Raw genomic sequence first — 10,902 nt, forward strand, 5'->3', positions numbered from 1 at the left:
GACTCAGCGCCCACTGCCCTGCCCGGCCTTCTCCTCGTCGAGGTCGCCCACTATCGCGGCGATCGCGGCGGTGGAGGGACGGCCCTCATGCGCCGGGTCGACCTCGTGGCCCGCCTCGCGCTCGACCTCCGCCCGCTCGTCGGGCGACAGGTGGTCGTCGACGCTCATGGTCGCCTCGTCGAACGGACGCTCGCCCGCCAGCACGTGACGCAGCTGGTCGCGGTCGAGCTGCTTCGTCCAGGTGCCGACGAGCAGGGTCGCGACGGCGTTGCCCGTGAAGTTGGTGAGCGCCCGCGCCTCCGACATGAACCGGTCGATGCCGACGATGACGCCGACGCCGTCGACGAGGTCGGGCCGGTGCGCCTGCAGACCGCCCGCGAGGGTCGCGAGTCCCGCGCCGGTGACGCCGGCCGCGCCCTTCGAGGCGACCATCATGAACAGCAGCAGGCCGACCTGCTCGCCGAGCGAGAGCGGCGTGCCCATCGCGCTCGCGATGAACAGCGACGCCATCGTCAGGTAGATCGCGGTGCCATCGAGGTTGAACGAGTAGCCCGTCGGGATGGTGATGCCCGCCACCGGCTTCGACACGCCCGCGTGCTCCATCTTGGCGATGAGGCGCGGCAGCACGACCTCGCTCGACGACGTCGAGACGATGAGCAGGTACTCGCGGCCGAGGTATTTCATCACCTTGAAGATGCTGACCCGCGTGACGGCCCAGAGCAGCGACCCGAGCACCACCACGATGAAGAGGATGCACGTGATGTAGAACGCGACCATGAGCGTGCCGAGCGCGAAGATGGCGCCGACGCCCGTCGCGCCGACCACGGCGGCGATCGCGCCGAACGCGCCGATGGGCGCGACCCACATGATCATCGCGAGGATGCGGAACACGAGCCCCTGGATCTGGCGGATCGCGCCGAGGATCGGCGTGCCCTTCGGACCCATCTTCTGCAGCGCGAAGCCCACGAGCAGCGCCACGAAGAGCACCTGCAGGATGTTGCCGTCGACGAGCGCCGAGAGCAGCGAGGTCGGGATGATCCCGAGCACGAACTCCGGCGTCGTCTTCGCCTCGGTCGTGCCGGCGTCGTAGGTGGCGCCCGAGATGTTGAGGCCCTCGCCCGGGTGGATGAGGTTGCCCACCACGAGGCCGATGCCGAGCGCGAACGTCGACATGACGATGAAGTAGAGCAGCGCCAGCCCGCCGACCTTGCCGACGGTGGCCGCCTTCGCGATCGAGCCGACGCCGAGCACGATCGTGCAGAAGATGATCGGGGCGATCATCATCTTGATGAGCAGCACGAACGCGTCCCCGATGGGCTTCAGGCCCACCGCGAACTCGGGAGCGACGAGGCCCACCGTGATGCCCGCGAGCACCGCGCCGATCACCGCGATGTAGAGGTAGTGCGAGGAGTCGATCCTGCGCCGGGACTTCGTGCCCGGGGTTCGAGACTGGAGCGCCATTGCCGTCTGCCTTCCGTGTCGGTTCATCGCCGGTCGTCGGTGCGGGCCGGTCGACGATGGGGTCGGTATCGGGCAAGCATGAGACGGCGGATGCCCCGCGCTCGCGTTGTGTTCATAGTGTTCGCACCACGCGCTCGCACCGCTGCCTAGGCTGAATGCAGCGATGGAGCGAGGTGACACGATGACGCGATGGATCCGGGGCTGGAGCATCGCCACGAAGCTCTTCGTCCTGCAACTCGTCATGATCGTGGCGCTCGCGACGATCGCCGTCGTGTGGATCTGGGCGGACGCCCGCGCCGACGTCGAACGCGACGCGGCCGCGAAGAGCATGGCCGTCGCCGAGACGCTCGCGTCGGATCCGTTCGTGCGCACCGCGCTGGGCACGGGCGACCCGTCGTCGCGACTGCAGCCGTACGCCGAGGACGTCATGACCGAGGCAGGGGTCGACTTCGTGACGATCATGGCGCCCGACCGCACCCGGTACACGCATCGCGATCCCGCCCAGATCGGCCAGAAGTTCCTCGGCAACATCGACCGCGCCCTCGCGGGCGAGGCCTTCACCGAGACGTACACGGGCACGCTCGGTCCGTCGGTGCGTGCCGTCGTCCCCGTCGAGGACGACGCCGGCGACGTGATCGCGCTCGTCGCCGCGGGCGTCACGGTGTCGAACACCCAGGTCGCCCTCGGCGGCCGCATCGCGACCGTCATCCTCGCCGCCCTCGCCATGATCGCGATCGGCGCCGTCGGCGCCTGGCTCCTCAGCCGCTACCTCCGGCGCGTCACGTGGGGTCGCGGCGCCGAGGAGATGAGCCGCATGTTCGCCTACTACGAGGGCGTGCTGCACTCCATCGGCGAGGGCCTCGTGCTGCAGGACCGCTCGGGCGCCGTGGTGCTCTACAACGACCGCGCCGCGGAGCTGCTCGGCCTCCCCCGCCGCGAGCGCGGGCGCGACGAGCCGACGCCGCTCGACCGGTTCGACCTGCCCCCGGCGGTCGCCGAGGTGCTCGGTCGCACCGACGCCGTGGTCGACGAGATCGCCATCACGCCGACGCACGTGCTCGTGATCGACCGCGACGTCATCGTCTCCCGTGAGCGTGGTCGCGACCGGAACCGGGACCGCGGGCGCGAGCGCGCCGGCGCCGGGCGCATCGGCACCGGTCGCATCGGCTCCGTCACGACGATCCGCGACCACACCGAGCTTCAGGAGCTCACCGGCGAGCTCGCCACCATGACGACCCTCTCCGACGCGCTGCGCTCGCAGGCGCACGAGTTCGCGAACCGGCTGCACACGATCATCGCGCTCATCGAGCTCGACCGGGCGCAGGATGCCGCGGAGCTCGCGACCTCCGAGCTCGCCCTCAGCCAGGCCCTCGCCGACCGGCTGCTCTCGGCCGTCGAGGAGCCCGTGCTGCTCGCGCTGCTCCTCGGCAAGGCGGCGCAGGCGTCCGAGCGCGGAATCGCCTTCGAGCTCGATCTCCCCGACCGGCTCGAAGCCACCTCGGTGCCGGCGCGCGACCTCATCGCGATCGTCGGCAACCTCATCGACAACGCGCTCGACGCGGCATCCGCCACGCCCTCGCCCGGGGTCGAGGTCTCGGTGCGGGCCGAGGGCGACGAGCTGCGCATCGCGGTCGCCGACAGCGGGCCCGGACCCCGCGACGGCGACCACGTGTTCGACCTCGGCGTGACCACGAAGCGCGCCGCCGGACACGGCATCGGGCTCGCGCTCGTGCGCCAGGCGGTCACGCGCATCGGCGGGCGCATCCACGTGACGGGCTCGCGCTTCGCGGTGACGCTGCCCATCGCGGTCGCGCCGGCCCCCGCCGCGGCATCCGCGCCCCCGCCCGCCGCCGCGGAGGCGACGACCGATGGCTGACCCGACCGGCCGGGCCGACCCGTCGCTGAGAGTGCTCGTCGTGGAGGACGACCCCATCACCGCCGAGGCGCACGCAGCCTACGTCGAGCGCGTCGACGGCTTCCGCACGGCGGGCGTCGCGCACACGGGGCACGAGGCGATCCGGATCCTGCGGGACGCCCGCGAGGGTCGCGCCGCGCCGTTCGACCTCATCCTCCTCGACGTGAACCTCCCCGACACGACGGGGATCGAGCTCTGCCGGTCGCTGCGCGCCGCCGGCATCGAGACCGACGTCATCGCGGTGACCGCCGTGCGCGATGCCGCCGTGGTGCGCTCGGCCGTGTCGCTCGGCATCGTGCAGTACCTCATCAAGCCGTTCGGCTTCGCCGCGTTCGCCGAGAAGCTCACGGCGTATCGCGACTACCACGCGCGCGTCGGCACGGCCGTGGTCACCGACCAGCAGGAGGTCGACGCGTCGTTCGCGGCGCTGCGCACGAGCTCGGGCGGCGACCTGCCCAAGGGGCTGACACGCGAGACGCTCGACCGCGTGCGAGCGGCGGTGCGAGCCGCACCGGCGAGCGCGGTCTCGGCGACGGAGCTCGCCGGCGCGCTCGACCTGTCGCGGGTCACCGCGCGGCGGTACCTCGAGCACCTCGCCGACAGCGGGGTCGTCGAGCGGGCGAGCCGCTACGGCGCGCCGGGCCGGCCCGAGGTGGAGTACCGGCTGCGCTAGGGCGAAGCGGGCGCGTCTTCGCGCGCTGCACGCCGGTGCAGCACGTTCGCCGTGAACGGCATCACGACGATGCTCGCGAGCCAGAGGAAGTTGACCCAGATCATGCCGCTGTCGTAGTCGATCGCCGCCTCGAACAGGCGATGGTGCGAGAACCACAGTCGTGCGATCACGGCGAACGTGATGGCGAACGCGATGATCGTGCCGAGGTTTCGCGCGAACAGGTCACCGAGCGAGAGCTTCTCGATCTCGAGGGCGATGTCGACGAGCGGCAGCAGGAGCACGGTGATCGCGATCGCAACGGTCGCGTCGGAGAAGTTCACCAGCCGGTCGAGGCCGCGCTCGGTGCGGAGGCGCGTCATGCGCACAGCCTCGGGGCGTCAGTCGACCCGCGGCGGACCCGCGCGCAGCCGCTCGCGAGCGTACTCGGCGACGCGCTCGGCGGGCACCTGCCATTCGGACTCGAGCCACCACGTGGCGCCCGCCTCGGCCCAGGGGCGGACGCGCGCGGCATCCGACTCGGGGTCGACGCCGCCGGTCGTGCCCTCCTGCACGACGTCGAACGGCCGATCGGCGAGACCGAGGCGCTCGCGCTCGGCGCGGATCCACGTGATCGCCTCGGCGGCGATCTCGGGCGTGTAGGTGCGCTGCTGCTCGTCGGGATCGATGCCGGACGCGCCCGGCGGCGCGTAGTTCGGGATCCAGCCGTCGTAGCGCGCCACGCGCCGCATGGACTTCATGCGCGGCCAGACGCCGACCACCCACGTGGTGATGCGCGGCTCCTGCACGATCTTCGGCGGCAGCATGGTGTCGGTGCGCTTCGCGTGGAAGTGGTCGCCCTCGTACGTGAACGGCTCACCCTGCCAGAGGTGCTCCATGAGCTCGAGCCCCTCGTCGAGCAGCTCGGCGCGCTCGCGTCGACCCGGGTCGTCCTCGAAGATCCAGAACCGCTGCTCGACGTCTTGAGGCACGCCGAGCCCGGCCGAGAGGATGACGCGCCCCTTCGAGAGCCGGTCGACGGTCATCGTCTGGCCGGCGAGCTCCCACGGGCGGCGGCGCGGCACGGGCGTGAGCATCGTGCCGAGTTGGATGCGCTCGGTCACGACCGCGCACGCCGCGAGCACCGCCCAGGGGTCGGTCGCCCAGATGCCCTCCCAGACGAAGAACGCGTCCCACCCTGACACCTCGGCGAGCGGTGCGAGCTCGACCGCGAGCTCGGGATCGGTGCCGGTGAAGATGAAGCCGTGCCGCATGCGCGCGACGTTACCGACGACCTCCGACACGAGCGACCCTTCCCTCCTTCGCGCCCGAGCCCTACGGCATCCGACTGGCGTGACGCGCACCCGCCCCTGCCGGAGACGGCCGAGTATGCGGCCCACCTGCGCGACGTCGCCGACGACGACGTGCGCTACCTCGCGCACCACTACACGCGGTACCTCGGCGACCTGTCGGGCGGCCAGGCGATCGCGTCGCTCGTCGCCCGGCACTACGGCGCGACGGCCGAGCAGCTCGGGTTCTACCGGTTCGACGTCGCCGACGACGGCGTGGTGCGCTACAAGCGCGGCTACCGCGAGGCGATGAACGCGCTCGCGCTCCAGCCCGCCGAGGTCGACGTGCTCATCGCCGAGGTGCGCACGTCGTTCCGCATGAACAGCGCGATCTTCGAGGCGCTCGACGCCTGAGCTCGTGCCGGCTCATCCGCTCGGATGATTTCCCGGCGGGATCCCAGTCGGCCGCGGCATCCGCTGGGTAGACTGCAACGACACCACGCCGCCTGTTGACCCGGCGATCCGCCGTGTCCGACGACTGGAGCCCAGCACATGATCCATACCGCCCTCATCCCGTGGCTCGATCCCGAGACGATCATCTCCGCGGCAGGACCCTGGGCGCTCGTGGTGGTGTGCCTCATCGTGTTCGCCGAGACGGGGCTGCTCGTCGGCTTCCTGCTCCCCGGCGACACGCTGCTCGTCATCTCGGGACTGCTCACGCACACGTCGCTCGTGTTCGGCGTCGACATCTGGTGGGTGTGCCTGGCGATTGGCCTGGCGGCGTTCCTCGGCGGCGAGATGGGCTACCTCATCGGGCACAAGTTCGGCCCCAGCGTGTTCGAACGCAAGGAGTCCGGGCTCTTCAGCGTGAAGAACGTCGAACGCACCAACGCGTTCTTCGAGCGCTTCGGCGCGCTCGCCATCATCCTGGCCCGCTTCGTTCCGATCGTGCGGACCTTCGCGCCGGTCGCCGCCGGCGTCGGCCACATGAACTACAAGAGGTACACGCTCTACAACTTCATCGGCGCCATCATCTGGGGCGTCGGGCTGACGTACTTCGGCTACCTCATCGGCTACATCCCGCCCGTGGCCGAGTTCGTGCAGGAGTACATCGACGTCATCCTCATCGGCGCGGTGGTGCTCACGCTCATCCCGACCCTGTGGCACTACTTCCAGTCGTCGCGCAAGGCGAAGCGGGCGGCCGAGGCGGGCGAAGACGTCGTGACCGACCACGAGGAGGCGGAGCACCTCGTGCTCGACCCCGAGGTCTTCGAGCGCGGTCCCGAGGAGCGCTGAGCGCGGTCCCTGCTGCGCGGGTCGTCCCGTGGCGGCGCGACGACGCCGCGTCCGGCGGTTCCCGCTAACCGACCGCGCGCATGAACGCGCCGAGCTCGTCGGCGATCAGCCGCGGCTCCTCGAATGCGAGGAAATGACCGCCGTGATCCGGGGGTCGAGAACTGGCGGATGTCCGTCGCCGCGCGCTCGGCGATCGAGCGCGGGAACAGCTCCATGCCGGCTTCGTGGCTCCGCGTGACGGCGACGGGCACGGTGATCGTCGGTCGTGGTCCGTTCTTCGGCCAGTCGAGGTACTGGCGGAACGACGTCCCGATCGACTCGGTGACCCAGTACAGGGTGAGCACGGTGCACAGGGTGTCCTTGTCGAAGCGGCTCTCGAGATCGCCGGCCGGATCGATCCAGGCGTCGAGCTTGTCGATGATCCACGCCGCGAGGCCGGCCGGCGAGTCGGCGAGGGCGGCCGCGATGGTGTCGGGGCGCGTGCCCATGATCCAGCTGTAGCCCGAGTCCACCTCGTCGCGGGCCTCCTCGCCATCGAGGAACGCCTGCTCCTCCGGGGTGATGGGGCTCGCGTCGAAGTTTGCCGGGAACGGCCCGTGTATCACGTGCAGGCCGGCGACCTCCTCGGGGTGCATCGTCGCAAGCCATCCGGATGCCGCGCCGCCGATGTCGCCGCCGAACAGGAAGTACCGCTCGTAGCCGAGGGTCTCGGTCATGAGCGTGTGGAACGTCTCGGCGATGGCGGCGCGGGTGATCGGGCCGTCGACGAGCTCGGAGAACAGGAATCCGGGCAGCGACGGGATCACGACGTCGACGTCGAGCAGGTCGGCGAGCGGCAGCATCTCGAGGAAGCTGCTCGGCCACCCGTGCGCGAGCAGCACCGGCGGCCGACTCTCGTCACGACGCAGGTGCACGAAGTGCTGTCCTCGGTCGAGGAACTGCGGATACGCGTTCAGCCTGGCCTCGGCGGCGCGCCAGTCGAATTCGCCCGCCCAGTACTCGACAAGGGAGCGGAGGTAGGCCGGGTCCGTGCCGGCCTCCCACCCCCGCGCGCTCGGCCTGGTGTAGCGCGTGCGCGTGAGGCGTGACGGCAGGTCGTCGAGCACCTCGGAAGGGACGGCGATCGTGAAGGATTCCATCCCTCGAAGCTAGCGGCACACCTGGCCCCTGCAGGCCGTCGGAGGCCGGGACTACACTCGGCCGCATGAGCTTCCTCTACGAGGAGAAAGCCTCATCGTCCCGGTTCGTCGACGTGCTCTGGCACACCGTCGACACGACCGACGGAACCTACCTCGCCGCGGCCGACGCCTGCTGGGACATGATCTTCACGCGCATGCCGCACGGGTCGCGCGTGCTGCTGAGCGGCCCGTCGTCGCGACCGACGGTCGTGCCCTACCGGGCCGGCAACCGCAACGTCGGCGTCCGGTTCACGCAGGGCACCTACTTCACGCACGTCGATCCGCACTCGATGTGCGATCGCACGGTGCCGCTGCCGATGCCCGACGATGAGCACTTCGAGCTCGCGGGCCGCAGTTGGCCCGTGCCCGACTTCGACGACGTCGATGCGCTGCTCGCGACCTTCGACGACGCCGGGCTGCTCGCGCACGACGAGCTCATCGAGGCGGCCCTGCACGGCGACGAACCGGCGGCCTCGGTGCGCACGGTCGAGCGCCACTTCACCCGCATCACGGGGCGGAGCCTCGGCCAGGTGCGGCAGATCGTCCGCGCCAGGGAGGCGGCCGCCCGCCTGCGCACCGGCGAGGCGATCGCGGATGTCGCGTACGCGCTGGGCTACGCCGACCAGTCGCACCTCACCCGCGACGTGAAGCGGCTCACGGGCTACACGCCCGCGGAGTCGCAGCGTCGCGACGAGCCGGTGTAGTGCGGCGCGGCGGCGCATCGCGGACACGTGTCGCTCCGGTTCAAGACGGCGCCCGCGGCATCCGCTTCACTCGACGCGTCGACGCAGGGAACGGCGCACGACGCCGCCCGCGATCGCACCATCGAGAGGACCCACGCCATGGACATCCGGCCGTACACGATCGCGATCCCCGACGAGGAGCTCGCCGACCTGCGGGATCGGCTCGCGCGAACGCGCTGGCCTGCCGCGCTCACCGAGGACTGGGCGCGCGGAACGCCAGTGCCGTACGCACAGCGCCTCGCCCGCTACTGGCTCGAGGGCTACGACTGGCGGGCCGAGGAGGCGCGGCTCAACCGGCTCCCCCAGTTCCTCGCGGAGGTCGACGGCCAGCCGATCCACGGGCTGCACGTGCGCTCCGGCGACGACGGGGCCGTGCCGCTGCTGCTCCTGCACGGCTATCCGTCGTGCTTCGTCGAGTTCGCGGGTATCGCGCCGCTGCTCGCCGAGCCGGGGCAGGGCGGTGCAGCGGATGCCGCGACGCCCGCCTTCCACGTCGTCGCCCCGTCGATGCCGGGGTTCGGGTTCTCGACCCCGCTCACGAGCCACGGCTGGGACATCGCGCGCACCGCGAGGGCCTTCGACGAGCTCATGCAGGCGCTCGGCTACGACCGCTACGCGGTGTTCGGCGAGGACGTCGGCGCCGGCGTCAGCGAGCAGCTCTGCCTCGACGCGGGCGACCGCGTGCTGGGCTCGATCGCGGCGACCGACCCCGGTGCGATCGCGACCGCGTACACGCCGCCCACCGACCACCTCACCGACGACGAGCGCGAGCGCCACCAGCGCCTGAAGGACGCGCGCACCGAGGACTTCGGATATCTCGCGCTGCAGACGACGCGACCGCTCAGCATCGCCTATGGGCTCACCGACTCCCCCATCGCGCAGGCGACATGGATCGTCGAGAAGTTCCAGGAGTGGACCGACCCGCGCGCTGACCTGCCCGAGGACGCGGTCGACCTCGACGCGCTGCTCACCCTCGTCACCGTGACCTGGTTCGGCCGCGGCGGGGACGGCGCCGCGAACCTGCTCTACGAGGCCGCGCACGCCCAGGCGGCGTGGGGCCGTCAGCACGACCGTCCGCAGGGCATGGCCGCGTTCGGCGAGGAGCCGCTCATGGAGCGCATCCTCAACCCCGACGGGCACCTCGCGTTCTGGCGCGAGCACCGCCGCGGCGGCCACTTCCCGGCCATGGAGGCTCCCGACGAGCTCGTCGGCGACATCCGCGCCTACTTCGCGAGGCTGCTGGCGGTCTGAGCCGGGCGCCTGCGGCCGCGTCGGGGCGACCGTCGCGGCATCCGCTACGGATGCTGCGGCTGCTCGCGGTCTGAGCCGGGCGCCTGCGGCTGCGTCGGGGCGCGACCGTCGCGGCATCCGCTACGGATGCTGCGGCTGCTCGCGGTCTGAGCCGGGCGCCTGCGGCTGCATCGAGGCGCGTCCGTCGCGACATCCGCTACGGATGCTGCGGCTGCTCCTGCTCAGCACGGCCGGCCGGCTCGAGCTGGAACGTCGAGTGCGCGACGTCGAAGTGCTCGGCGAGGCATCCGCCCAGCTCGTCGAGGAGTTCGCCCGCGCGACCCGACTCGAAGACCTCGGGCTCGACTTCGACGTGCGCGCTGAACACCGGCGACCCCGACGTGATCTGCCACACGTGCACGTCGTGCACGGCGACGACGCCGGCGGTGCCGAGCAGGTGCTCGCGGATCTCGGCCACGTCGGTGTCGGCGGGCGCCGACTCGAAGAGCACGTGCATGACGTCGCGCAGGAGCGAGAGCGCCCGCGGCACGATGAGCACGGCGATGAGGAGCGACGCGATGGGGTCGGCCGCGTCGAAGCCCGTGGTGACGATCACGAGGGCGGCGATGATCACGAGCCCCGACCCGATGAGGTCGCCGAGCACCTCGAGGTAGGCGCCGCGCATGTTGATGGACTCCTTCGCGCCGCTGCGCAGCACGAGCATGGCGGCGACGTTCGCGAGGAGGCCGATGACCGCGATGACGAGCATCGGCACGCCCTGCACCTCGTGCGCCTCGCCCTCGGCGCCGCTCATCAGCCGTCCGATCGCCGAGACGGCCACCGACACCGACACGACGAGCAGGATGACGCCGTTCACGAGCGCCCCGAGCACCTCCGCCCGCCGGTACCCGTAGGTCTGCCGGTCGGTCGCGGGTCGCGCCGCGACGATGGCCGCCACGAGCGCGACGACGAGCCCGATGAGGTCGCTCGCCATGTGCCCCGCGTCGGCGAGCAGCGCCAGCGAACCGCTCAGGATGCCGCCGACGACCTGCACCACCAGGAACGCGCCGATGATCGCCATCGCCACCACGATGCGACCGCGGTGGGAGGGGACCTCATGGGTGTGCGAGTGTGCCATCCC

At 71.3% G+C, this 10,902-nt stretch carries 10 protein-coding genes and 1 pseudogene; 6 read left to right on the forward strand and 5 right to left on the reverse strand.

The window, feature by feature from the left end; translation table 11 throughout:
* Nucleotides 1-3 precede the first annotated feature (3 nt).
* On the reverse strand, nt 4-1,461 hold the full coding sequence (locus tag ACFVN5_RS12050; RefSeq protein ID WP_376955397.1) for a cation:dicarboxylate symporter family transporter: 1,458 nt from the start codon (nt 1,459-1,461) through the stop codon (nt 4-6).
* 181 nt (nt 1,462-1,642) lie between these two features.
* On the opposite strand from ACFVN5_RS12050, the gene ACFVN5_RS12055 reads away from it, so the two are divergent.
* Both ACFVN5_RS12055 and ACFVN5_RS12060 read left to right on the forward strand, forming a co-directional pair.
* Nucleotides 1,643-3,337: an ATP-binding protein gene (locus ACFVN5_RS12055; protein ID WP_376955399.1), complete on the forward strand. Its 1,695-nt coding sequence runs from the start codon at nt 1,643-1,645 to the stop codon at nt 3,335-3,337.
* Entirely contained in the window at nt 3,330-4,049 is a 720-nt protein-coding gene (locus ACFVN5_RS12060) for a response regulator (RefSeq protein ID WP_376955400.1), read from the forward strand. The genes ACFVN5_RS12055 and ACFVN5_RS12060 overlap by 8 nt, the downstream gene beginning before the upstream one ends.
* Here ACFVN5_RS12060 and ACFVN5_RS12065 read toward each other — a convergent pair.
* Nucleotides 4,046-4,408, reverse strand: a complete 363-nt coding sequence (locus tag ACFVN5_RS12065; protein WP_376955402.1) for a TMEM175 family protein — start codon at nt 4,406-4,408, stop codon at nt 4,046-4,048. The genes ACFVN5_RS12060 and ACFVN5_RS12065 overlap by 4 nt on opposite strands.
* An 18-nt stretch (nt 4,409-4,426) precedes the next feature.
* Nucleotides 4,427-5,299 carry an LLM class flavin-dependent oxidoreductase gene (locus tag ACFVN5_RS12070; protein ID WP_376955403.1) on the reverse strand — a complete coding sequence of 291 codons (873 nt, stop codon included), beginning with the start codon at nt 5,297-5,299 and terminating at the stop codon, nt 4,427-4,429.
* Here ACFVN5_RS12070 and ACFVN5_RS12075 point away from each other — a divergent pair.
* Complete coding sequence (locus ACFVN5_RS12075; RefSeq protein WP_376955405.1) at nt 5,291-5,728, forward strand: biliverdin-producing heme oxygenase; 438 nt, start codon at nt 5,291-5,293, stop codon at nt 5,726-5,728. The genes ACFVN5_RS12070 and ACFVN5_RS12075 overlap by 9 nt on opposite strands.
* Nucleotides 5,729-5,866: 138 nt before the next feature.
* A complete protein-coding gene (locus tag ACFVN5_RS12080) occupies nt 5,867-6,610 on the forward strand; it encodes a DedA family protein (RefSeq protein WP_376955406.1) in 744 nt (247 codons plus the stop codon).
* A 581-nt stretch (nt 6,611-7,191) separates the two neighbouring features.
* On the opposite strand, the pseudogene ACFVN5_RS12085 reads toward ACFVN5_RS12080, so the two are convergent.
* Nucleotides 7,192-7,749 (reverse strand): annotated as a pseudogene (locus ACFVN5_RS12085) (epoxide hydrolase family protein); the annotation flags it as partial.
* Nucleotides 7,750-7,814: 65 nt separating this feature from the next.
* Between ACFVN5_RS12085 and ACFVN5_RS12090 the strand changes: the two are divergent.
* Nucleotides 7,815-8,492 (forward strand): helix-turn-helix domain-containing protein, encoded by a 678-nt coding sequence (locus ACFVN5_RS12090; RefSeq protein ID WP_376955407.1) that lies wholly within the window; start codon nt 7,815-7,817, stop codon nt 8,490-8,492.
* Nucleotides 8,493-8,519: 27 nt separating this feature from the next.
* Nucleotides 8,520-9,782 carry an epoxide hydrolase family protein gene (locus tag ACFVN5_RS12095; protein ID WP_376955408.1) on the forward strand — a complete coding sequence of 421 codons (1,263 nt, stop codon included), beginning with the start codon at nt 8,520-8,522 and terminating at the stop codon, nt 9,780-9,782.
* Between the two features lie 196 nt (nt 9,783-9,978).
* On the opposite strand, the gene ACFVN5_RS12100 is transcribed toward ACFVN5_RS12095, so the two are convergent.
* Entirely contained in the window at nt 9,979-10,899 is a 921-nt protein-coding gene (locus ACFVN5_RS12100; RefSeq protein ID WP_376955410.1) for a cation diffusion facilitator family transporter, read from the reverse strand.
* Nucleotides 10,900-10,902: the final 3 nt, after the last annotated feature.

The sequence above is a fragment of the Agromyces sp. NPDC057865 genome (assembly GCF_042796995.1).
In the GTDB taxonomy this organism is placed as follows: Bacteria; Actinomycetota; Actinomycetes; order Actinomycetales; family Microbacteriaceae; genus Agromyces.

Excerpts from the sequence above, each read along its gene's own strand:
- ACFVN5_RS12050 (WP_376955397.1), bottom strand. The coding sequence starts at position 1,461 with ATGGCGCTCCAGTCTCGAACCCCGGGCACGAAGTCCCGGCGCAGGATC.
- ACFVN5_RS12055 (WP_376955399.1), top strand. The coding sequence starts at position 1,643 with ATGACGCGATGGATCCGGGGCTGGAGCATCGCCACGAAGCTCTTCGTC.
- ACFVN5_RS12060 (WP_376955400.1), top strand. The coding sequence starts at position 3,330 with ATGGCTGACCCGACCGGCCGGGCCGACCCGTCGCTGAGAGTGCTCGTC.
- ACFVN5_RS12065 (WP_376955402.1), bottom strand. The coding sequence starts at position 4,408 with ATGACGCGCCTCCGCACCGAGCGCGGCCTCGACCGGCTGGTGAACTTC.
- ACFVN5_RS12070 (WP_376955403.1), bottom strand. The coding sequence starts at position 5,299 with ATGCGGCACGGCTTCATCTTCACCGGCACCGATCCCGAGCTCGCGGTC.
- ACFVN5_RS12080 (WP_376955406.1), top strand. The coding sequence starts at position 5,867 with ATGATCCATACCGCCCTCATCCCGTGGCTCGATCCCGAGACGATCATC.
- ACFVN5_RS12090 (WP_376955407.1), top strand. The coding sequence starts at position 7,815 with ATGAGCTTCCTCTACGAGGAGAAAGCCTCATCGTCCCGGTTCGTCGAC.
- ACFVN5_RS12100 (WP_376955410.1), bottom strand. The coding sequence starts at position 10,899 with ATGGCACACTCGCACACCCATGAGGTCCCCTCCCACCGCGGTCGCATC.